Origin of the sequence: Amycolatopsis sp. FU40 (assembly GCF_021903635.1) — a bacterium.
Lineage (GTDB): Bacteria > Actinomycetota > Actinomycetes > Mycobacteriales > Pseudonocardiaceae > Amycolatopsis > Amycolatopsis dendrobii.
Window position 1 is genome coordinate 3,732,426 of record NZ_CP091381.1, and the last position, 20,903, is coordinate 3,753,328.

Sequence of the window (20,903 nt, forward strand, 5' to 3'; positions counted from 1 at the left end):
GCACAGCCAGCACCGTTGCCCGAGCGCCGCCGACCCGCGTTCGCGTTCCGGGGCGTGCCGCCGATTGCCTTGCCCACGCCGGAGATCCGTGAACGCCCGGCCCGGCCTCGTCGCCCATGCCGTCGACCCATGTTCGCCCGAACGGGCGCGCTGCCCCATTTTCGTCCATGCCGACGAACCTCGGCCAGGCTCTCTCGCCCGCAGCCGACGCGTGCTCACCCGCTCGAACGCACCGCCAACCGCGCCCGCCGCGCATACCGCCGACTCGTACCCGTGCAGCCGGCTTCGGGTGCCCGCGCCGCCGACCGGGCTCGCGCGCTATCGGGAACCCGGTCTGACCGAGTGCCCGGGGCGGGTCGCCGACCGGCCCCGGGCGCGGCTCAGCTCAGTGCGCGGCCTCGTTCCACGATCGCCCGTACCCGACCGAAACCTCCAGCGGCACGGCCAGTTCCGCGGCCGAGCCCATGCCCTCGCGGACCAGTTTCTCGACGTCCGAACGCTCGCCGTCGGCGATTTCCAGGACCAGTTCGTCGTGGACCTGGAGCAGCACGCGGCTGCGCGCGCCCGCTTCGGCGAGGGCGCGGTGCACGTTCAGCATCGCCACCTTGATGATGTCCGCCGCGCTGCCCTGGATCGGGGCGTTCAGCGCCATCCGCTCGGCCATTTCGCGGCGCTGGCGGTTGTCGCTGTTCAGGTCCGGCAGGTAGCGGCGGCGGCCGAAGATCGTCTCGGTGTACCCGCGCTTCGCGGCCTCGCCGACGACCGACTGCAGGTAGTCGCGCACCCCGCCGAACCGCGAGAAGTACGCCTCCATCTGCTCTTTCGCGTCTTCCGTCGAGATCTTCAGCTGCTGCGACAGGCCGTACGCCGACAGGCCGTACGCCAGCCCGTACGACATCGCCTTGACGCGGTAGCGCTGCTCCGGCGTGATTTCCGCGGCGGGCACGGAAAACGCGCGCGACGCCACGAACGTGTGCAGGTCCTCGCCGCTGTTGAAGGCCTCGATGAGGCCCTCGTCCTTCGACAGGTGCGCCATGATCCGCATTTCGATCTGGCTGTAGTCCGCGGTCATCAGCTCGGCGTAGCCGTCGCCGACCACGAACGCGTCGCGGATGCGCCTGCCTTCCTCGGTGCGCACCGGGATGTTCTGCAGGTTCGGCTCGATCGAGGACAGCCGCCCGGTGGCCGCGATCGTCTGCTGCAGCGTGGTGTGGATGCGCCCGTCGTCGGCGACCGATTTGATCAGGCCCTCGACCGTGGTGCGCAGCCGCGTCGCGTCGCGGTGTTCCAGCATGTGCTGCAGGAACGGGTGCTCGGTCTTCTCGAACAGCGACTGCAGCGCGTCGGCGTCGGTGGTGTAGCCGGTCTTGGTGCGCTTGGTCTTCGGCATGCCCAGCTCGTCGAACAGCACCACCTGCAGCTGCTTCGGCGAACCCAGGTTGATCTGCTTGCCGATCACCTCGTACGCGGATTCCGCGGCCTGCGTGACCCGGCTGAGGTAGTGCGCCTCCAGCTCGGTGAGCTGGTCGACGTCGACCGCGATGCCCGCCGCTTCGAGTTCGGTGATCACTTCGAGCAGCGGCAGCTCCAGCTCGGCCAGCAGCTTCGCGCCGCCGAGCTCCTCCAGTTCGGCGGCGAGCGCGCCGGCCAGCTCGAAGATCGCGCGGGCTTTCACCAGTTCGGCGGAAATCTCCTTCTGCTCCAGCTCGTCCGCGCCGCCGTCGAGCAGCGACAGCTGACCGTCGCCGTCGCCCGCCTCCGAGCGCAGCTCGCGGTGCAGGTAGCGCAGAGCCAGGTCGTCCAGCCCGAACGTGCGCTGTCCCGGCCGTGCGAGGTACGCGGCGAGCGCGGTGTCCATGCTGAGCCCGCCGAACGTCCAGCCGCGGGCGCGCACCGCGTGCAGCGGCACCTTCGTGTCGTGGCCGATCTTGCGGATCTTCGGGTCTGCCAGCCATGCCGACAACGCCCGGTCGTCCGCCTCGTCCATCGCGGTGACGTCGACGTACGCGCCCTCGCCGTCAGCCGTGGCGAAGGCGACCGCCTTGAGGTCGGAACGGACCGACGAGCCAGTGGTCCGGAACGACAGCGCGACCGGCTCGGCCGCACCGGCGTGCGCTTCGAGCCACGCGCCGAGCGCACCCGGGGCGAGCGCGGAGCCGGATACCTCGAAGCCCTCTTCGGCCTCCGGTTCGGCGCTGCTCAGGGTGTCGAACAGCCGGTCGCGCAGGACGCGGAACTCCAGCTCGTCGAAGAGCCGGTGCACGGCCTCGCGGTCCCACGGACGCAGCTCCAGCTGGTCCGGCGCGGACTCCAGCGGCACGTCGCGGACCAGTTCGGTGAGCTGCCGGTTGAGCTGGACCGACGACAGGTGCTCGCGCAGCGCGTTGCCGACCTTGCCCTTGACCTCGTCCACTCGGTCGATCAGGTCGGCCAGCGTGCCGAACTGGCGGATCCACTTGGCCGCGGTCTTCTCCCCCACCCCGGGGATGCCGGGCAGGTTGTCCGACGGGTCGCCGCGCAGGGCCGCGAAGTCCGGGTACTGGGTCGGCGTGAGGCCGTACTTCTCTTCCACCGCGTCCGGCGTGAACCGCACGAGGTCGGAGACGCCCCGCTTCGGGTACAAAACGGTCACCCGATCGGTGACGAGCTGCAACGCGTCGCGGTCGCCGGTACAGATCAGGACGTCGTAGTCCTCGCCCGCCTGCGTGGTGAGCGTCGCGATGACGTCGTCGGCCTCGTAGTTCTCCTTCGTGAGCGAAGGGATGCCGAGCACCTCGAGCACCTCTTTGACCAGGTCGACCTGGCCGCGGAACTCGTCCGGCGTGGCGCTGCGGTTGGCCTTGTAGTCGGCGTACGTCTCCGACCGGAAGGTCTTGCGCGAGAGGTCGAAGGCGACCGCGAGGTGCGTCGGCTTCTCGTCGCGCAGCAGGTTGATGAGCATCGAGGTGAAGCCGAAGACCGCGTTGGTGACCTGCCCGGTCTTCGTGCGGAAATTCTCCGCGGGCAGGGCGAAGAAGGCGCGGTAGGCCATCGAATGGCCGTCGATCAGCAGCAGCCGGGGGCGGTCTTTCGCGGCGGCGGCGCCTGTGGCGTTGGCAACGGTTCGGTTCTCGGTCGGGCTCACGGGGGCGAGTCTAGGGTGAGGGCCTGACACTCTTGCGTGTCGCATAGGTTGAGGAGCAGAGAGTGACCGAGCAGACGGCGGAAATCACGCCGGGCCAGTTCGCGGGCATGGACCCCGCGGCGGCGGGCCAGCAGCTGAACGACAAGATCGGGCTGAAGCTCGTGGAGCTGACCCCCGAGCGGGTCGTCGGAACGATCCCCGTCGAAGGCAACCTCCAGCCCTACGGACTTCTGCACGGCGGCGCGAACGCCACCGTCGCCGAAGCACTGGGCTCCGTTCTGGCCGCGCTCAACGCGGGCCCGGAACGCGCCGCGATGGGCCTGGAGCTGTCCTGCACCCATCACCGCGCAGTCCGCTCCGGCACTGTCACCGGCGTCGCGACCCCCCTGCACGTCGGCCGAGGCACCATCACGTCGGAAATCGTGCTCACCGACGACGAAGGCCGTCGCACCTGCACCGCCAGGCTCACCTGCGTCGTCCGGGACCGCCCGCCAGGCGCCTGATTTTCCGGCGAGATGTCGTGAAAAGCCCCTTGAGGGAATCAGATTCCCTCAAGGGGCCCTTCACAGACCACCGCCACGGCCGCGACGCACCCAATGTGGCGTTCGGTGCATCCCACGCACCCAATGCGGCGTTCGGTGCGCCACATGCACCCAATGCCACATTGGGGCGCTCAACCGCAGCCGCGACTCCCAACGCAACCAGCCACCCAAGCCGCGCACACCCACCGCCAAACCGCAGCCAGCGCACCCAACCCATCAAGGCGCCCACACCTCCCCCACCCCCGATACGAAGCCAAAAACACGGCGCGGGGGTCCTTGTCAAGGCATCTTTCCCGCCTTGACAAGGACCCCCGCACCGTAGTCACACTCAAAAATCGGGGCGCCCGTCTCACCACCCGACGGCAATGTCGCCGCCAGGCGACGAGCCGCGACCGGGAAGACAGACCTCACCCAACTCCGAGATAAGCCTCCTTGATACTGGTATCAGCCAGCAATTCCTGCCCAGTACCAGTCTTGGTGATCTGCCCGGTCTCCAGCACATAAGCCCGATGCGCCCGGGACAACGCCTGCTGCGCGTTCTGCTCGACCAGCAGCACGGTCGTCCCCTGCCGGTTGATCTCCGTGATAATCCGGAAAATCTGCTGAATGAACTGCGGTGCCAACCCCATCGAAGGCTCGTCCAGCAACAACAGCCGAGGCTTGGCCATCAACGCCCGCCCGATGGCAAGCATCTGCTGCTCACCCCCGGACATCGTCCCGCCGACCTGAGTCTTCCGCTCAGCCAGCCGCGGAAACAACTCGAACACCCGGTCGAAGTCAGGCTGCAGATTCTTCCGGTCCTTGCGCGCATAAGCGCCCATGTCCAGATTCTCCAGCACCGTCATGCCGGGGAAAATCCCCCGGCCCTCCGGTGCCTGCGAAATCCCGCGAACCACCCGCAAATCCCCGCGCAGCCGCGAAATGTCCTCGCCGTCAAACCGGATAGCCCCGCCAGAAATGGGCCGGATCCCGGAAATCGCCCGCATCGTGGTCGACTTGCCGGCGCCGTTCGCCCCGATGAGGGTGACGATCTCGCCCTCGTTGACCGTGATCGACAGCCCGGACACTGCCTGGATCCGTCCGTAGTGAACGGAAACGTCGGATAGCTCAAGCAACGTCATCGTCGGGAACTCCCAGGTAAGCGGCGATCACGGCGGGGTTCTCCCGGATTTCGGAAGGCAGCCCGTCGGCGATCTTCTTGCCGAACTCCAGCACCACGATCCGGTCGGTGACGCCCATGACGAGCTTCATGTCGTGTTCGATCAGCAGGACGGTGTAGCCGTCGTCGCGGATCGTCCGGATCAGCCCCATGAGCTCTTCCTTCTCCGCCGGGTTGAACCCGGCGGCAGGCTCGTCGAGGCAGAGCAGCTTCGGCTCGGTGGCGAGCGCCCGCGCGATCTCCAGCCGCCGCTGGTAACCGTAGGGCAGGTTCTTCGCGCGGTCCGCGGCCCGGTCGGCGATGCCGACGAATTCCAGCAGCGCCATGGCCTTCTCGATCGCTTGCTTCTCCTCGCGGTGGTGCCGCGGGACTCGCAGGAGCGCGCCGAGCAGGCTCGTCTTGTGCCGCGCGTCGGTGCCGACGACCACGTTCTCCAGCGCGGTCATCTCGGAGAACAGCCGGATGTTCTGGAACGTCCGCGCGATGCCGAGCTGCGTGATCCCGTGCCGCGACGTCTTGCCGAGCGGCTTGTCCTCGAGCAGCACCTGCCCCGACGACGGCCGGTAGACGCCGGTCATCGCGTTGAAGCAGGTCGTCTTGCCCGCGCCGTTCGGCCCGATCAGGCCCAGGATCTCGCCGCGCCGGATCTCGAAGGACACCGAGTCCAGCGCGACCAGCCCGCCGAAGCGGACGGTGACGTCGTCGACTTTGAGCAGCGTCTGCCCGTAGTCGGCCTGGATCTCCCGGTCCGGCGCGACGACCTCGGCGACCTCGGCCTCGTGCTCGGCGAGCTCCTCGGCGGTCATGTTGGCGACCTCGGCCACGAGGCCGCCCTCGGCCGGGACCTCGGGCCCGTTTCCGTTGCCAGGGACCGTCATGCCCTCTCCCCCTGGTTGTCGGTGGCCAGCGAACCGTCGCTGCTGACCTGTTCGCCCTTGCCGAGCAGCCGCTGGTACGCCTGCCTGCCGTAGGCGAGCAGCCGCTGCCGCGCGCCGAGCAGGCCCTGCGGGCGAAAGATCATCAGGACGATCAGCGCCAAGCCGAAGATCAGGTACTTGTACTCCGCGATCGCCTGGAACCGCAGCGGCACGTACGCCACCACGATCGCGCCCAGCAGCACGCCGACCTTGTTGCCCGCGCCGCCGAGAATAACCGCGGCCAGGAACAGCATCGACGTGACCACGTCGAACTTCTGGTTGTTCACGAAGCCCAATTGCCCCGCGTACAGCGCCCCGGAGAGGCCGCCGACCGCGGCGCCGCCGACGAACGCCCAGATCTTGAACTTGAAGGTCGGCACGCCCATGATCTCGGCCGCGTCCTCGTCGTCGCGGATCGCGACCCACGCGCGGCCGACGCGGCTGCGCTCCAGGTTCCCGACCACGAACAGGATCACGATGATGATCGTGACGCAGAGCCAGTACCACGGGATGCCGTCGGTGTTGTTGAAGAGCGGGCTGCCGTCGGCCTTCGTGCCCGGCGGATGCCCGACGCCCTGGAAACCGCGGTTGCCGCGCAGCGGGTCGATGTTGTCGGCCAGCAGCCGCACGATCTCGCCGAAGCCCAGCGTGACGATCGCCAGGTAGTCGCCGCGCAACCGCAGCGTCGGCGTCCCCAGGATCACCCCGAAGATCATCGTGACCACCATCGCGATCGGCAGCACGACGAGGAACGGCAGCTTTGCCAAGGACGAGTCCGGGCTCGTGAACAGCGCCATCACGTAGGCGCCGATCGCGAAGAACCCGACGTAGCCGAGGTCGAGCAGACCCGCTTGGCCGACCACGATGTTGAGGCCGATGGCGACCAGCGCGTAGCGGGCCACCTCGAACATCGCGATCGGGAAGTCGTACCCGGGCTGGGTGGTGATCAGCGGCGGGTTCAGCACCGGCAGCAGGTAGACCAGCGCCACCAGCGGGATGAGCACCCCCCACTGCTGGACCCGGGAGAGCCGGTTCCACCATTCCGAGAGCGGGCGGCGGCGCGCCTTCGCCGGCGCGGCGGGCGGCGTCGTAGTCGTCGTCATACCCGTGCCTTTCCGAGCGATTCGCCGAGAATGCCGGTCGGGCGGAACATCAGGATCAGCACGAGCAGGACGAACGCGACGACGTCGCGCCATTCCCCGCCGAACAGCGACTGCCCGTAGTTCTCCACGACCCCGAGCAGCAGGCCGCCCAGCAGCGCGCCGCGCAGGTTGCCGATGCCGCCGAGCACCGCGGCGGTGAACGCCTTGATGCCGAGGATGAAGCCGCCCTGGTAGGAGGCGCCCTGCGGGATCTTCATCATGTAGAACAGCGCCGCCGCGCCGGCCAGCAGGCCGCCGATGAGGAACGTCAGGGTGATGACGCGTTCCTTGTTGACGCCCATCAGCGTCGCGGTGTCCGGGTCCTGCGCGACCGCGCGGATGCCGCGGCCGAACTTGGTGCGGTTGACGAACATGTCCGTGCCGACCATCAGCAGGATCGAGGCCACCACGGTGATGATGGTGACGATCGTGACGCTGCCGCCGAAGATCGTGAACACCTCGTCGTTGCGCAGCAGCCGGATGCTGTTCTCCGGGTTGCCGCCGCGCCAGATGAACAGGATCTGCTGCAGCACGAAGGACGCGCCGATCGCGGTGATCAGGAAGACCAGCCGGGGGGCCTTGCGTTTGCGCAGCGGCCGGTAGGCCACGCGTTCCAGCACGACCGCGGTGCCGCCGGACACCGCCATCGACGCGATGAGCGCGAGCAGCAGGAAGCCGATCAGTTCGAAGATCGGCAGGTCGGGGGTCGCGCCGGGGCGGAAACCCAGGCCGTAGAAGGTGAACCACGTCGCGAAGGCGCCGTAGATGAACACCTCGGAGTGGGCGAAGTTGATGAGTTTGAGCACGCCGTAGACGAGGGTGTAGCCCAGCGCCACGAGCGCGTAGATGCTGCCGTAGGAAAGACCGTCGATCGTGTTGTCCCAGAACTGGTTCAGGAACGAATTCACGTCGAAGGTGATCCAGCTGCCGCCGCCCTGCGCGAGGACGAGCGAGCTGAGGTCAGGGGTCATCGACACACTAGTTCTCCATGTGGGTCCGGGGTGCGGGCGAGGCGGGATCGTGCCGCCTGGCCCGCACCCCGGTACTGGAACCGAAAGCGGTGAGCTACTTGATCTCGGTGTTGCGGACGATCTTTCCGTTGTCCACCTTGTAGGTCCACACGGTGGTCGCGGCGAGCTCGCCGTGGTCGTCCCACTTGAAGTGCTTCGTGATGCCCTGGCCGTCGTAGGTCTTCACGAAGTCCAGCAGGCCGGCGCGGTCCTTCTTGCCGGCGTCGATCCCCTTCAGCAGGATCGTCGCGACGTCGTAGGCCTCGGGCGAGTAGGTGCCCGGGTCGACGCCGGTCGCGGCCTTGTAGGCGTCGGTGAACTTGGTGAACTGGTCAGCCGGGACACACGGGCAGGTGAAGTACGCGTTGGCCGCGGCGTCGCCGGCGCCCTTCACGAACAGGTCGTCCTTCACGCCGTCCGGGCCGACGAACTTGGCCTTGACGCCCGCGTCGTTCAGCTGCTGCGCGAACGGAGCGGCTTCCTGGTAGTAGCCCGAGTAGAAGATCGCGTCCGGCTTCTCGCCCTTGATCTTGTTGACCACCGCGGAGAAGTCGGTCTGCTTCGTCTTGACCTTGTCCTGGCAGCTCGCCTTGTCGCCGAGCGCCTTGACGGTCGAGGCGGCGAGACCGGTGCCGTACTCGGAGTCGTCCTCGATCACGCAGACCTTGCTGGCCTTGAGCTCGCCGGTGATGAACTTCGCGGCGGCCGGGCCCTGCGCGTTGTCGTTGCCCAGCGCGCGGAAGAAGGTCTTCCAGCCGTTCTGGGCGAGCGACGGGTTCGTCGCCGACGGGGTCACCGCGACCAGGCCCGCGGAGTTGAAGATGTTGCCCGCGGCCTTCGACTCGCCCGAGAACGGGAGGCCGATGACGCCGATGATGCCCGGGGTGTTGACGATCTGGGTCACGATGCCCGGCGCCTTGTCCGGGGTGCCCTCGGTATCGAACTCCGCGAGCTTGACCTGGCAGCCCGGGTTGGCCTTGTTGTGCTGGTCGACCGCCAGCTTCGCGCCCTTGAGGATGTTCTGGCCAAGGGCCGCGTTCGCGCCGTTGATCGTGCCGGCGTAGGCGATCGAGGTCGGCGCGCACTGCGCCTTGCCGTCTCCCGCCGGGTCCGCCGCGTTCGCCGCCGCCGACGGGGCCGCGGCCTGCGGCGCGCCGCTGTCGCCACCCGAGTCACCGCCGGTCCGCGCCGAGCAGGCGCCAAGGGAGATGACTCCCGCCGCGGCCAGCACGATGACCTTAGTGAGTCGTGCTCTCTGCACTCGTTCCTCCAAATGCCACCCGCCACGCTCCTGCGGAACGGCGGGTCCCTGCGTGGGACTTCGACTGGGCGCTGAACGTAGCCGCCGGGTGAGGTGTTGCACAGAGTCACAGCGAGTCTTGTATCCACATCGTGACGGTCGTCACGAGAATTAACGGACGATTTACACTCGATCGTCTTATTGCAACGACCGAGTGAATGACTCTTCGTGTCCGAGCACCCCTCGAAAGGACCTTGACCTGACGTCCGATCGATGGGGGCAGTCTAGGAACATCCCCTCCGTCATCGTGACCGACACCACGATCCCCCGGCCTCCAAGGTAGCAACCTTGCCCTTTCGCGCAGGGCAGATCAACCCGCACGGGTGGGTCCGGCTTCGGTGCCGCACAAGGGTTTTCCCTGGTCGGCAGCCAGGTTTCGGCGCGACCCGGCGACGAGGGACAGACGCGGCGAACCGGACGGAGTCCCGCTGGCCGGGAGCGCACTCCGGGGCCAGGCGGTGACTCTCCGACACGATTTCCGGCGTTCCCGAAGTGCCGGGCAACGAAAAAGCGGGCGCGACCCCCTGGTCACGCCCGCTTCCCGGATGCTTGCCGGTTGCTCAGCCGATGCTTTCCACGACCGCCTCGGCGACGGCCTTCATCGTGGTGCGCCGGTCCATCGCGGTGCGCTGGATCCAGCGGAACGCGTCCGGTTCGGTGAGCCCCTGGCGGCTCATCAGCAGGCCCTTCGCCCGGTCGATGACCTTGCGGGTCTCGAGCCGGTCGGTGAGCCCGGCGACCTCGGCCTCGAGGGCCTGCAGCTCGGAGAACCGGCTGACGGCCAGCTCGATGGCGGGCACGAGGTCGCGTTTGGCGAACGGCTTCACCAGATAGGCCATGGTGCCCGCGTCGCGGGCCCGTTCGACGAGGTCGCGCTGGCTGAACGCGGTGAGAATGACGACCGGCGCGATCCGGTCGCCGGTGATCCGCGCGGCCGCCTCGATGCCGTCGAGCTTCGGCATCTTGACGTCGAGGATCACGAGGTCCGGCTTGAGGTCGGTGGCCAGCGCGATGGCCTCCTCGCCGTCGCCGGCCTCGCCGACCACCTCGTAGCCCTCTTCGCGCAGCATTTCCACCAGGTCGAGCCGGATGAGCGCCTCGTCTTCCGCGACGAGCACCCGTCGCTGCGGCACGCCGGCGGCGGCGCCGTTCGACTCGGCAGCCTGTTCGGTCACCGGTGTCCTCCTGAAGGCTCGGCGGGACGTCTTCGACACGCGGTCACCCGCGAGAGCCCAGCGTACCGGGACCGATCCAGATCCCACGATGGCGTTCACCACGAAGTGGCGGGCGACACCCAGCCCCGGCCCCAAGTCGATCACCGTCGATCACCGGACCCGGTCGCCGGCGGGGAGGGCGGGTCCCGTAAAGTCCCCGGCACTGCGCCCCCGTAGCCCAACTGGCAGAGGCAACGGATTCAAAACCCGTCCAGTGTGAGTTCGAATCTCACCGGGGGCACGGACGACATCTACACAAGCGAACACGCTCGGCTGAGCGGCTTGTGTGTCAGTCATCTGATCCGTGATCCTCTCCGCCACCTCGGCCACGTCCGGAACGTCCCCGGCGGGCAGCGTGATGGCAATCTCGACATGATCGTCGTCCAGCAATCGTACTTCGAGCCGGAGCACCTCGAAGAGCCTCCTCAGCAACTCCGGCGGTGCCGCGGCAAGCTTCAGGGCAAGCAGGGGCAAAGCATCAAGCAGTGCCGCCTCGCCAGGACCCGGCGGCTTCGGCTGGCTTTGCACCTCCGCGTCCAAATCCGCTATCTGCTCCGCGATCGCTTCTTTCTCCGCCTCCAGTTCGTTATACGTGCCGCGCAACCCCCGGGTAAACGGATCGTCCGGGTCTCCGCCCTGCGCTTGCCGGAGGATCGACTGCTGGCGCTTCTCGAGGTCGGCGACCGCGCCCTGGAGCGATGCGCGCTTCCGCGATCGTTCCTCTGCGGCGATCTCGTCCGCTGACGAAGCCTCGCCGAGCAGCAGCCGTACCCGCTCTTGCCCGAACACCCGCTCAGTCAGGAACTGGGCGACCGCATCGGCCACCGCATCCTCGCGGACGTAGACCGTCTTGCGGTGTCCTGCGTACTTGTCCGCTCTCCCCCGGTTGTTGTTCAGCGGGTGGCAGACGTAGTACGCAAACCGCGGCCGTTGGGCACCGAACATGCGGCGACCGCAACTGCAGAAGATCAGGCTCCGGAACAACCCGGTCCGCCTCGCCTCCGGATGGCTGTTGAGTTCCAGCCCATTCCGCCTCGATTGGCCGATCTTCCGGCCGGCATTGAAGTGGTCGTACATCCACTTCGGGATCAAGGGCTCATGTGCCGGATCGACCGACCACACCCACTTCGCGGGGTCGTTCACTCGCCCGTGAGCGGATCGCGAAGCTCGCCGGTTGAAAACCTGGTAGCCCGTGTATTTCGGGTTGTGGAGGATGTCGGCCACGGTCGACTTGCTCCAAGCTCCTCGTGCGCGAAGCATCCCTGCGGGCTGAGGGGGCGGATACTTCGAGAGATCGGCATTGAGCCGGTCGACGATCGCCGGATACCCGAGGCCCTCGTATCGCCAGAGCGCTATCTGCGTCACCGTCTCGCCACGAGCGCCGTCGGGCTCGAGCCGTGACTTTGTGAACCCCTTGGCTGCCTTCGCGGGGTTTGGATGGCGGTAGGTCTTCGCGCGGTAGCCGTAGCAGGGCTTGCCGATGTTCCAGCCCTCGCGAACGTGGGTGCACAGCCCGCCCCAGGACTGCTCCAGGGTGTTGAGGACCTCGTATTCGGCGACCGACTGGTTGATCCTGCGCTGGAGGATTCGCTGCGCGCGGCTGCCGGAGACGGTGATCGGCTCGTTGGAAGCGAACAAAGAGACGTCCGCCTGCTCGAGTTGACGTTCGATCGACAGTCCTTCGAACGACCGTCGAGCTACCCGGGCGATGCCCTCGCAGATCACGACGTCGAACCGACGATCAGGACTCTGTGCTTCCTCCAGCAGGTCCGCGACGCCGCCATCGCGTGCGATGGGAATGTCGAACCGCTCGTAGCCCGTCTTCTTCCCGCGATCTTCCAGCGTCATCCGCCCGGATTCGACGTCGTAGAAATGGGCGACGATCACCCATGCCCCGGGCAGGGCGTTCTTGGAGTTTCCGAGCTGGCGGATCAACGACTGCCGCGGGTCCTGTTGATCGTCGGTCGAAGTACGCCCGAGGAACGCCACCCGAATCTCGCCCTGGAGCAACGCTGCCGACACGCCTAGCGGGGAAACCGCGTAGTCGGACAGTCCAGAGGGACCGTGGACGACCTTGGGCGCCCGTACGCCGGATGGTGGGTCCCACGGGATTTCCAGGCCCGAGGGCAACTGCTCGGTCATTCTCGATCGTCCTCCTTTGCCGTACTGTGCGTCGATTCATCGACGGCCCAGTTCAGCAAATCTGCGAGGACGAGCCCAAGCTCGCCGCGAAGACGTCGCGCCTCGGCGCCGTGAAGGTAATCGACGTGAGCGGAAAATACGCGACGACGGCCGCGCTTGAGACGATCAATATAGCACCATGAATCGTCGCGAATGCCGCGTTCACCGAAAGGCTTCCCGCTGTCTCCGACCTCCGAGCAACCCACATCCGCCCCCGCAGTCTCGAGACGCCCGAGATACTTCGAGACCGGCAGACCTGCTGCTACGAACTCGGTCTCGGACCCAGTCTCGACAACGGTCTCGCCGTATCTCGGATGTCACCGTCTCCGTCCTTCACAGAGACACGGCACCCAGGAAGCGTCTCGATTCGGCGAGACTGTCAATTCGAGATGCGCGGCGTCACTCGTTGCAGCAATTCGACTGTCTCGGGTTCGAGCGGGCTTTGCAGTGAGGAACTAGCTGTTTGCAGACGCTCAGCGAGCGCTCTGGTTGCGGATCGATTTCCGCTTGCGTGTTCGATCCGCAGAAGGTCTCGGTTGAGCAATTCGCTGACGGGCTCAGCACGGAGGCCTCGTACCGCTGCACGCCGCGCTCGGGAAAGGTCGTCAACTTCGCAGTAAGCAGTGGCGAGCGTATGGGCGACCTCGACGATCTGGTCGATCATGTCGCGTTGATGCCACGAACTCCATTCGTAGCGAGTCCGCGGAACGTTGCTCAACGGCATGCCCTCCACCAGGTCGAGAGCCCGCTGCAGCCGGTCGACACGATCGTCCCCGTCTGCGGTCCTCACCAGGTGCTGGAATCGGAACCAGTCGCAGAGCAGGGTGTCGGCGAGGCGGTAACCGCCATTCTTGGCGTCGACGTTGGGCAGGTACAGCCCACCGTCACAGTCGTGGCCGAGCCAGGTGCGCAGGCGGGAGATGTAGCCCTGTCTTGTGGCGGCGGACCATGGCTGGGTCGCGGTTCCCAGTTGCTGCGAGATCTCATCGGCGTGGACGCCGGGGTTGAGGGCCAGGAAAGCGGCCAGTTCAGTGAGCCGGTTGACCTTCTTGCCCTCGACGCGGCTGTAGTCCACCCCGCGCAACGAGACCGGTCCAAGCAGCCGCAGCTCCGGCATCGTCGGGTCGAGAACGGTCTCGGCAGGTGTCTCGGGCTCGTCTCGGTCCGCCTTCTGTGGATGGGCGACAGTCTCGGCGGGATCGGGACCGAGGGTCTCTGGGGTCCCCCTTCGTTCGTCCTTAGGTGCGCGTTGCAGCGCAACGCGGACGTCAAGCTGCTCCACGTGGGTCAGGTGTTCGCGAAGGTCGAGTTGCCAGGCACCCGGGATGTACGTGTCCGGATCGGTACCCGCGACGACGGCGACGATGCCGGCCGCAGCGTCGCTGGTGGCGAGGAGGTCGGCGTCCTCCTGCGCAAGCGGGGTCAGTGCGATCACGACGTGCGAGCGTTGGTCGGTTGCGTCGCCGAGGCGTTCGAGCAGGTCATCGACGGACTGGTACCGGTCGATGCGGTCGGTGCCGTCGAGGAGTTGCCCTGCTCCGACGGCGTCGACAGCGACATCCCGCGCCCAGGGCGAACTGGCGAGTTCGACGGCTATGGCTGAGGCAACCTCGGCGATGTCGCCCGGGTCTCCGTCGAGGAGGAGTGCTCCGATCCGGTCGAGGCTCAGCAGGATCAGGTCGCCGTGCAGGTCGTGACCGAGACCAGTCAGGAAGGGGTATGGAGCGTCGCTGGCTGCGTTGCCCGGCGGGACCGAGTGGGTCAATTCCCATTCGTCGTCGATCAAAGTGGCGGTAAACGGCGCGATCGGTTCTGCGGGCTCGGCCAGGCGGACGGTCGTGCGCGCGCTGCCGAGCCGGACCATCCGGATTCCTGGCAGTTTGCTGCCCTCGTTCTCAGCGTGTTGGGCGAGCTGGCGCAAAGAGCGGTCGAGGTTGTCGATCGGGTCCGTTATCGGCTCGGAGTCCGGGGCGTGCCTGCGGGCTGTGCGAAGCCGACGGATGCCGACCGTGCTCAGGAAAGTTGCCGCCGCAAGCCCGGCGGCACCCGCGATCACCAACGGTGTATCGATGGCAGGGCCGGGCGGCTGCGCTGACTGTTGGCTAGTCTCCTTGTTCGTCGGCGGTTCCGGTACCGGAGTGCTCGTCGGCGGAGCTGACGTCGTGGGCTCAGGTTGTGGCGGTCGCGGCGCAGGAACAGCAGGCGGCGCGGTCGGCAGTTGGAGCGTCTCGCCCGCTCGGATGCGGTCAGGATTGCGCACGTTCTGGTTGAGCCGCACGATTTCTTGGTAGCGGTCGGCGCGGCCGAGCCGATCGCGGGCGATCGACCTCAGCGTTTCGCCTGGCTGCACGCGGTATTCCTTGACCGGCGTCCGGAGGGGAAGCTCGAGCTGCCATCCCGGTTTGATCAGTGCGACGTCGCGGAGGGTTTCCCCGTCCGGTTGGCGACGGAAGTGGTTGAGGTCGTAGATCTCGGTGTAGCGGCGTTCATCGCCGAGTCGCTCAGCGGCGATCCGCATCAGGCTGTCGCCGGGCCGCACGACGTAGGGTGCCGCTGTCGAAGCGGCAGGTGGTTCCGCGGCAGTGGCGACGGTGGCCGTCCCGATCATCAGCAGCAGCACTCCGGCGACGACCTTCCGTGCCCAGCCGAGCCCGGCGACCTGGCGTACTGGAAGTCCGCGGAGGCGGCCGACTGCTTCGACGAGCACCGCGGCGGCGAGTTGCAGCCAGGCGATGACGCCGGCGAACGCAAGGAGGGTCAGGAAAACCTGGCCGCTGTCGCGCGTCACCAGTGCAGACAACACGTCGGCGAGGGTGTGCACGTGGTTCGGGAGCAGGACATCGCGGAAGGTCCATAAGGCGGTCGGCGGCCCGGCGAGGATCGCGGTCAAGGCGAGCAGTCCACCGAGGAACCGGACGATGCTGGTGAGGGGACGCATGATCGACTCCTTCGTGGTCAGTCGGCGGAAATCAGGCCTGCCGCGCCGCGACCGTGGACGATGAGTTCGGAGATGCCGATAGCTCCGAGGAACACGGTGCGGAGGGAGTCGGTTGTCTCCACGACGATGTGGTCGGAACTGACCTGCACGGTTCCGGTCATGCCGAATGCCGCGAGATAGCGTTTCGCTGCGGTCGCAGCTTCGTCCGGGTCGACGTGCGCGGCCCCTCCGGCGGCGAGCGCGTGCGGGTCGAGAGCTTGGCCGCCGGCGCGCGCGGCTTCTTCGGCGACTGCGGTGGCCCGTGATGCGGCGAGTGCTTTGCGGGAGCCGTCGACGGCGAGGCCGATGGCGATGATCAGGGCGAGGCTGAGTCCGAGGATCAGCACGGAGATGGAGCCGCGCTCGTCGCGGAACAGGTTCATCGGCGGGCTCCGTATCGGTCGATCGGGGAACGGAACGTCGCTTCGACCGGTCTGGTCCCGGTCAGCCCAGGCAACAGGTCGGCAAGCGGGACGTCGCAGCGGATGCGTGCGGTGACGGTGCCGTTGATGCCCGCGGGGCGGCCGAACTCGCTGGCGTCGATGCCGACGGTCAGGTGTGCGCAGGTGATGGACTGCTCGGCGAGTACGGCCCGGGACTGCTGCTCGGCTGCGGACGCGGCTGCCCGGCCGTCGTGGGCGAGCGATGCTTGGCGGGCTGCTGCCCGGGCAGCAGCGTCTATTGCGGATTGGGCGGTTTCGACGCGCATGCCGAGCAGTCCGAGGCCAAGGAGCGCGATCAAGGCGGAGATGCCGATGACGGCTTCGATGTTCATGTCGCCGCGTTCGGTGCGCAGTTCGGCGAGGCGAGTTGTCATGGCCGGATCCGCTCGATCGGCGCGGCGGCGGTCTGGCTGATCCGCATGGTCACGAACGGCACGAAGGACGCGACCTCAGCGTTGACCGTCACCCGGACGACGTTGCCGTCCGAGCGCCCGTCGGCGTCCACATGCGACAGCCACGCGCCGGTCGCGTCGCGGGTGTAGGCGGTAGCCCGTTGAGCGGCTCCGGTCACGTCGACGGGCGAGATGCGGGCACGGTCGGCACCGTCGCGGGCGGCTTCCAACGCGATCGTGCGGCCGAGGAAGACCGCGACGAGCTGGAACACCGTCAAGGCTGCGATGATCAGGGTGCTGATGATCAAGACCGCAGTGATCGTGTCATCGCCCCGCTCGCCTGTTCGCAGCTGTTCGGCGCGGTTCATGTCAATGCCCGCCGATCAGGGGAATCTTGCCGTTGACGTAGGCCGTAATCGCGCCCGCGATGAGCGTGGCGATGCCGACGGCGAGGGCGGCGTACAGCGCTTTGGTGATGTTCTCGTCGCCACGTTCGCTGTCGCGGCGGAACTCCTGCAGCCGAGCGGAAAGCAGCTCGTGTGCGAACAGCCAGCAGGTCAGGACGAAGCGGGGCATGACGGGTTTCCTTCCTTAGGTGGTGAGCATGGTGGCGACGCCGGGGAAGGCGAGGAAGACAACGAACGCGAGTCCGAGGAGGGCAAGCGGGAGGTCCATCCGGTCGGAACGCACTGCTGCGCCGGTTTTGCGTTCGGCTGACAGTTGCTGCTCGATGGAGTCGGCCTTGACGCGCAGCGAGGTGACGATGCTGGCGCCGTCGTGTCCGGCGCTGGCGACGACGTGGGTCAGGTCGCTCAGTTCGCGGACGCCGGTGGCGGTGCCGAGTCGTTGCAGGCCGTCCCAGGGCATGTCGCCGAGCAGGGCGGCCTCGTCCATTGCGTCGCGGATGCGTCGGAACGTCCAGCCCTCGCCCAAGCTAGCCGGGTAGCGGAGTGCTTCGACCGGACCGCGGTCGCCGATCCTGCCGAGTGCGACGAGGCGGCAGTAGCAGGCCAGCGCGCCGCGCAGTTCTGCCCGTGCACGAGTGACCTTCGATTTCAGGCTCGCGGCCGGGAGTGTCCATCCGACCACAGCTGTGGCCAACGACAGAACACCAGTAAGGACAACAGGCGGGGCCACGCCGCCGAACGCGAGAACGACGGAGAGCAGGGGCACCCAGAGGGCACCGATCGCGGCGAACACGATCCGATGCAGCAGAAACGTTTCAGGTGCCTGACCAACCAGTTCCAGATCGGCGAGTGGGACCGAGAGGAAGGCGAAGCGGGCTGGGACGTCCTTCGGGCCGGCATCGTCGACGATATCGGCCAGCCGCGGCCTGGTCCGGACGAATGCCGCGGCCACCATTGTCACGCCGGCCGCGAAACCGATGGACAGGAGGATCAGCAGCGAGAGGGAGGTCATCGCGGTTCTCCCGAGCGGAGGAAGCGCGGCGATTTCGGTTCGACGCCGAGCCGTCGCAGCCACGCGACCGCTGCACCGACCAGAGCCAGGACAGCGGCGAGCACCGCCTGGCCGCCGACAGAGTTGTAGACGCCGGTGTAGGTCGAACCGCCGAGCACGGCGAAGCCGAGGAACATCACCGCCCAGATGCCGAGCAGGATTCGGGCGGTCGAGCGCCGCCGGGCCCGTTCGACCTCCGCGGCACGACGTGCACCCACTTCGTCGGACACCTGACGTGCCAGCGCATTGAGAAGTTCGGCCGCGCCTGCCCCGTAGTGATGGGCCACGCACAGGCCTGCGGCGGCGATGTCGCCGACCCGGTCGTCGAGGTCGTCCGCGAACTCCAGCAGTGCCGGACGGAACGCCCAGATCCGCAACCGTTGCGCGAGGGTGCTCACCTCGGAGGCGATCTCCGGTGGCGCTTCGCGGGCAGACGCCTGGATGGCAGTGGTCAGGCCGATGTGTCCAGGACCGAGGAGGTCCGCGAGACGGCGGAGCCAGGTCTCGATCGCCTCCAGGCGAGCGATTCGCGTGGCCGACGCACGACCAGCGGAAACGAGCCACGGCAAGAAGATGACGGCCGCGGCTCCTCCGACGCCCATGATCGGCCACCCGGAGACCAGCCACAGCACTCCCCCGGCACCTACCGCGATCAGATGGCGCCGGGCGAACCGCAGACGGCGATGCCGGGACCGCACCGAGCGGCCCGCGGTTCCGCGGCAACCTGCCATCACTGCGGTCAGTCCGGTGGCGAATCCGAGACCAGTGAGCGCGACGAGCAACTCATCCATGACGTTCCTCCGGAGGCCGGAGCGTCCATTCGCCGTCGCCGCTGGTGGTGAGCCAGTTCCGGTCGAAGCCACAGGCTTCGAGGTCGGCGATGTCGGTCGGGAGGTTCCCGGTCGGGACGGCGCGGGACGCTCCGGTCGGACGGCGGAAGAGGTGGGTGCGCGCCGGGTGCCCGTGTTCTCCCGGTTCGACCGCGACGATCTCCGACACCGACCGGTCGAGTGCGCCGTCACGAGCAGTGAGGTCGATGTGGACGATCAGGTCCACTGACTGCGCAACCATGTCGCGCGCGAACTCGGGTGTCCAGGCGGAGTTCGCGTCCAGGCACAGCAACGCCATCCGCTGGATCGCCTGATCCGCGCTGCGGGCGTGCACAGTCGACAGAGATCCGGCTCCGCCTGAGGACAGCGCGTTGAGCATCGGGACGATCTCCTTGCCGCGGACCTCGCCCACGACGATCCGGGCCGTGTGCATGCGCAGGGCTTGCCACACGAGCTGCATCAGGCTGACGCCGCCGACCGGATGGCCGTTGTCGAGGTGCTCGGCGTTTCCTTGCTGCTCTTCGAAGGCGACCACGGCGGGGAACCGGTCACGACGCCGATGCAGGCCGAGTTCGAACTCAGTCTCCAAGGTCGCGAACCGTTCGGTCGGCGGAATCTCCCAGCACAGGCCTCGCAGAAGCGTCGTCTTACCGGCCTTCTGCCGTCCGCTGACCACGATGTTCTTCTCCGCCCGGACTGCGGCGCGCAGCAACGCCAGCTGCGCGGTGGAAATCATTCCGCGGTCGCGTAGCACCTCCAGGTCGGCAGCGCCGAGCCGGTGGCGGCGGATCGAGACGTGCGGCCGGTCGGTGACGCCGACGGTCGCGGCAAGACGTTCGCCGCCGGGCAGTTCCATGTTCAGCAGCGGATGCGTCGCGTTGATCGCGTGCTCGGTCCGGCCGTGGCGTGCGGCGATGCGTTGCAGCCAGCGGATCAGCGCGTCGTCGGTGGGTGCGATACGCGGTCCGCGCATGACGCGGCCGTCGCCGTAGGACAACCACGCGGCATCGCTGCCGATCACGTCGATGTTCTCGATCGAGTCGTCCGCTAGCAAAGGTTCGAGGCGTCCCAGACCGAACATCTCCGCCATGACGGCTTGCCGGATCGCCCAATCCTGATCCGGATCCGGAAGCGCCCTGCCGCGAGCAATCCACTCTTTTCCGACCTCGCTCAGTACCTCGTCGATAAGGTTTCCGGCGACCGCTCGTTCGTCAGCGGGGACGTGGCTTCCTTGCCTCAGCGCGTTCTGGACGCGTGGAGCCAAACGTTCCTGCACCAGATCGACCAGCTCATCGGAGCCCGCGAATATCTCCGCGTCATCCGGCATCGTCCGGCTCCCCACCGTGATTCGGCCTTGGCACCGGGATCGGCCGCACCGCAGGCACCGGTGCCATGTGCACCGACGGAGGTCCGGGGTGGGGCGGGAACCGTACGACGTTGGTAGAGCGCAACAGCGCTTCCCTCGTCGAGGCACGCCGACCCAGTTCCTGCGCGACCACGCGAGTCGACGACAACAATGGAGAGGTTGGGAATCGCCGTGACGGCTGGAACAGGTCGCTGAACTGCGCGGCCGCAGCAGGATCCTTCGCCAGTACTCCCGCCAACGGCACTCCATGCGCCGCGAACACTTTCGCGACTTCGGCAGGCGGAAAGCCTTGGGACTCTGCCGGGACGACCACGGCGACGAGGCTGCCGTCGCCGGACGCGGTGAGCCCGGCTTCGCGCTGAACGAGTTCGAACGAGCGCACCGCGCGAGCCAGCGAATGGCGGTCGTTTCGGAGAACGAGCACGACCAGGTCCGAGGCGGCCATCACCGCGCGCGGCGCGCCGTGCGCCCGGATGCGACCGCAATCGACCAGGACGTCGACCGTCTTGAACTCGCGGAACAGTCCCGCGAGCGAGGCCCAGGGCACGCCGTCGGATTCCAGCGGGCCACGGCATCCTGGCAGCAGATGGTGGCGGCCGGTTCCGTTCGGCAAGGTGACCAGCTGCGCCGACATGGCGTGGTGCAGCGGAGTCTTGCGGGCAGCGACCGTCAACTCGAGAAGACCGCGACGGCCGAGAGCGCCGTCGGGATCGAAGACTGCCAGCGCGTGCCCGCCGGTCGGATCCGCCTCGACGGCGACGGCATCGCGTGGCCACGACCAGGTGAGGGCCAGCACCGCTGTGGAGACGCCGGGGCTGCCAGACAGCGAGAAGAACGAGATCAGCATG

Annotated in this window: 19 protein-coding genes, 1 tRNA gene and 1 pseudogene; 4 read left to right on the forward strand and 17 right to left on the reverse strand. The window is 67.6% G+C overall.

The window, feature by feature from the left end; all coding sequences use genetic code 11:
- Positions 1-385 precede the first annotated feature (385 nt).
- Complete coding sequence (gene polA / locus L3Q65_RS17990) at positions 386-3,124, reverse strand: DNA polymerase I (RefSeq protein WP_182895305.1); 2,739 nt, start codon at positions 3,122-3,124, stop codon at positions 386-388.
- 107 nt (positions 3,125-3,231) lie between these two features.
- Here polA and L3Q65_RS17995 point away from each other — a divergent pair, with 107 nt between their 5' ends.
- Positions 3,232-3,627: a PaaI family thioesterase gene (locus L3Q65_RS17995; protein ID WP_182895395.1), complete on the forward strand. Its 396-nt coding sequence runs from the start codon at positions 3,232-3,234 to the stop codon at positions 3,625-3,627.
- Positions 3,628-4,073: 446 nt separating this feature from the next.
- Here the strand turns inward: L3Q65_RS17995 and L3Q65_RS18000 are convergent, their stop codons facing one another.
- The 6 genes from L3Q65_RS18000 to L3Q65_RS18025 all read right to left on the reverse strand — a co-directional run bounded on the left by L3Q65_RS18000 (position 4,074) and on the right by L3Q65_RS18025 (position 10,369).
- A complete protein-coding gene (locus L3Q65_RS18000; protein WP_116203489.1) occupies positions 4,074-4,787 on the reverse strand; it encodes an ABC transporter ATP-binding protein in 714 nt (237 codons plus the stop codon).
- Positions 4,774-5,703: an ABC transporter ATP-binding protein gene (locus tag L3Q65_RS18005; RefSeq protein WP_182893044.1), complete on the reverse strand. Its 930-nt coding sequence runs from the start codon at positions 5,701-5,703 to the stop codon at positions 4,774-4,776. Before L3Q65_RS18005 ends, L3Q65_RS18000 begins: the two co-directional genes overlap by 14 nt.
- A complete protein-coding gene (locus L3Q65_RS18010; protein ID WP_182893045.1) occupies positions 5,700-6,845 on the reverse strand; it encodes a branched-chain amino acid ABC transporter permease in 1,146 nt (381 codons plus the stop codon). Before L3Q65_RS18010 ends, L3Q65_RS18005 begins: the two co-directional genes overlap by 4 nt.
- Complete coding sequence (locus L3Q65_RS18015; RefSeq protein ID WP_182893046.1) at positions 6,842-7,855, reverse strand: branched-chain amino acid ABC transporter permease; 1,014 nt, start codon at positions 7,853-7,855, stop codon at positions 6,842-6,844. The genes L3Q65_RS18010 and L3Q65_RS18015 overlap by 4 nt, the downstream gene beginning before the upstream one ends.
- 94 nt (positions 7,856-7,949) lie before the next feature.
- Positions 7,950-9,125: a branched-chain amino acid ABC transporter substrate-binding protein gene (locus tag L3Q65_RS18020; RefSeq protein ID WP_182893467.1), complete on the reverse strand. Its 1,176-nt coding sequence runs from the start codon at positions 9,123-9,125 to the stop codon at positions 7,950-7,952.
- A 629-nt stretch (positions 9,126-9,754) separates the two neighbouring features.
- On the reverse strand, positions 9,755-10,369 hold the full coding sequence (locus L3Q65_RS18025; RefSeq protein ID WP_009079762.1) for an ANTAR domain-containing response regulator: 615 nt from the start codon (positions 10,367-10,369) through the stop codon (positions 9,755-9,757).
- Positions 10,370-10,575: 206 nt separating this feature from the next.
- On the opposite strand from L3Q65_RS18025, the gene L3Q65_RS18030 reads away from it, so the two are divergent.
- Positions 10,576-10,649, forward strand: a tRNA-Leu gene (locus L3Q65_RS18030).
- A gap of 131 nt (positions 10,650-10,780) precedes the next feature.
- Positions 10,781-11,152: a hypothetical protein gene (locus L3Q65_RS18035; protein ID WP_237600313.1), complete on the forward strand. Its 372-nt coding sequence runs from the start codon at positions 10,781-10,783 to the stop codon at positions 11,150-11,152.
- A gap of 375 nt (positions 11,153-11,527) precedes the next feature.
- Here L3Q65_RS18035 and L3Q65_RS47610 read toward each other — a convergent pair.
- A pseudogene (locus L3Q65_RS47610) lies at positions 11,528-11,773 on the reverse strand (recombinase family protein); the annotation flags it as partial.
- 72 nt (positions 11,774-11,845) lie between these two features.
- Here L3Q65_RS47610 and L3Q65_RS18040 point away from each other — a divergent pair.
- Complete coding sequence (locus L3Q65_RS18040; RefSeq protein WP_237600314.1) at positions 11,846-12,436, forward strand: hypothetical protein; 591 nt, start codon at positions 11,846-11,848, stop codon at positions 12,434-12,436.
- A gap of 532 nt (positions 12,437-12,968) precedes the next feature.
- Here L3Q65_RS18040 and L3Q65_RS18045 read toward each other — a convergent pair.
- The 9 genes from L3Q65_RS18045 to L3Q65_RS18085 all read right to left on the reverse strand — a co-directional run bounded on the left by L3Q65_RS18045 (position 12,969) and on the right by L3Q65_RS18085 (position 20,902).
- A complete protein-coding gene (locus L3Q65_RS18045) occupies positions 12,969-15,209 on the reverse strand; it encodes a LysM peptidoglycan-binding domain-containing protein (RefSeq protein ID WP_237600315.1) in 2,241 nt (746 codons plus the stop codon).
- Between the two features lie 335 nt (positions 15,210-15,544).
- Positions 15,545-15,949, reverse strand: coding sequence for a pilus assembly protein TadG-related protein (locus L3Q65_RS18050; protein ID WP_237600316.1), 405 nt, complete (start codon positions 15,947-15,949; stop codon positions 15,545-15,547).
- Positions 15,946-16,383, reverse strand: coding sequence for a hypothetical protein (locus L3Q65_RS18055; protein WP_237600317.1), 438 nt, complete (start codon positions 16,381-16,383; stop codon positions 15,946-15,948). Before L3Q65_RS18055 ends, L3Q65_RS18050 begins: the two co-directional genes overlap by 4 nt.
- Positions 16,380-16,709 (reverse strand): hypothetical protein, encoded by a 330-nt coding sequence (locus L3Q65_RS18060; protein WP_237600318.1) that lies wholly within the window; start codon positions 16,707-16,709, stop codon positions 16,380-16,382. Before L3Q65_RS18060 ends, L3Q65_RS18055 begins: the two co-directional genes overlap by 4 nt.
- Before the next feature lie 61 nt (positions 16,710-16,770).
- Complete coding sequence (locus L3Q65_RS18065) at positions 16,771-16,977, reverse strand: hypothetical protein (protein ID WP_237600319.1); 207 nt, start codon at positions 16,975-16,977, stop codon at positions 16,771-16,773.
- 15 nt (positions 16,978-16,992) lie between these two features.
- Entirely contained in the window at positions 16,993-17,820 is an 828-nt protein-coding gene (locus L3Q65_RS18070; RefSeq protein WP_237600320.1) for a type II secretion system F family protein, read from the reverse strand.
- On the reverse strand, positions 17,817-18,650 hold the full coding sequence (locus L3Q65_RS18075) for a type II secretion system F family protein (RefSeq protein WP_237600321.1): 834 nt from the start codon (positions 18,648-18,650) through the stop codon (positions 17,817-17,819). Before L3Q65_RS18075 ends, L3Q65_RS18070 begins: the two co-directional genes overlap by 4 nt.
- The gene (locus L3Q65_RS18080) at positions 18,643-20,016 is read right to left on the reverse strand and encodes a CpaF family protein (RefSeq protein WP_237600322.1); all 1,374 of its coding nucleotides are present in this window, start codon (positions 20,014-20,016) and stop codon (positions 18,643-18,645) included. Before L3Q65_RS18080 ends, L3Q65_RS18075 begins: the two co-directional genes overlap by 8 nt.
- Positions 20,006-20,902, reverse strand: a complete 897-nt coding sequence (locus tag L3Q65_RS18085) for a hypothetical protein (RefSeq protein ID WP_237600323.1) — start codon at positions 20,900-20,902, stop codon at positions 20,006-20,008. The genes L3Q65_RS18080 and L3Q65_RS18085 overlap by 11 nt, the downstream gene beginning before the upstream one ends.
- Position 20,903: the final 1 nt, after the last annotated feature.

Bases quoted from the DNA above. Each gene is read 5' to 3' on its own strand.
- L3Q65_RS17995 (WP_182895395.1), top strand. From the start codon at position 3,232: ATGGACCCCGCGGCGGCGGGCCAGCAGCTGAACGACAAGATCGGGCTG.
- L3Q65_RS18000 (WP_116203489.1), bottom strand. From the start codon at position 4,787: ATGACGTTGCTTGAGCTATCCGACGTTTCCGTTCACTACGGACGGATC.
- L3Q65_RS18005 (WP_182893044.1), bottom strand. From the start codon at position 5,703: ATGACGGTCCCTGGCAACGGAAACGGGCCCGAGGTCCCGGCCGAGGGC.
- L3Q65_RS18010 (WP_182893045.1), bottom strand. From the start codon at position 6,845: ATGACGACGACTACGACGCCGCCCGCCGCGCCGGCGAAGGCGCGCCGC.
- L3Q65_RS18015 (WP_182893046.1), bottom strand. From the start codon at position 7,855: ATGACCCCTGACCTCAGCTCGCTCGTCCTCGCGCAGGGCGGCGGCAGC.
- L3Q65_RS18035 (WP_237600313.1), top strand. From the start codon at position 10,781: ATGATCGTCGTCCAGCAATCGTACTTCGAGCCGGAGCACCTCGAAGAG.
- L3Q65_RS18040 (WP_237600314.1), top strand. From the start codon at position 11,846: ATGGCGGTAGGTCTTCGCGCGGTAGCCGTAGCAGGGCTTGCCGATGTT.
- L3Q65_RS18050 (WP_237600316.1), bottom strand. From the start codon at position 15,949: ATGAACCTGTTCCGCGACGAGCGCGGCTCCATCTCCGTGCTGATCCTC.
- L3Q65_RS18055 (WP_237600317.1), bottom strand. From the start codon at position 16,383: ATGACAACTCGCCTCGCCGAACTGCGCACCGAACGCGGCGACATGAAC.
- L3Q65_RS18065 (WP_237600319.1), bottom strand. From the start codon at position 16,977: ATGCCCCGCTTCGTCCTGACCTGCTGGCTGTTCGCACACGAGCTGCTT.
- L3Q65_RS18070 (WP_237600320.1), bottom strand. From the start codon at position 17,820: ATGACCTCCCTCTCGCTGCTGATCCTCCTGTCCATCGGTTTCGCGGCC.
- L3Q65_RS18075 (WP_237600321.1), bottom strand. From the start codon at position 18,650: ATGGATGAGTTGCTCGTCGCGCTCACTGGTCTCGGATTCGCCACCGGA.
- L3Q65_RS18080 (WP_237600322.1), bottom strand. From the start codon at position 20,016: ATGCCGGATGACGCGGAGATATTCGCGGGCTCCGATGAGCTGGTCGAT.
- L3Q65_RS18085 (WP_237600323.1), bottom strand. From the start codon at position 20,902: ATGCTGATCTCGTTCTTCTCGCTGTCTGGCAGCCCCGGCGTCTCCACA.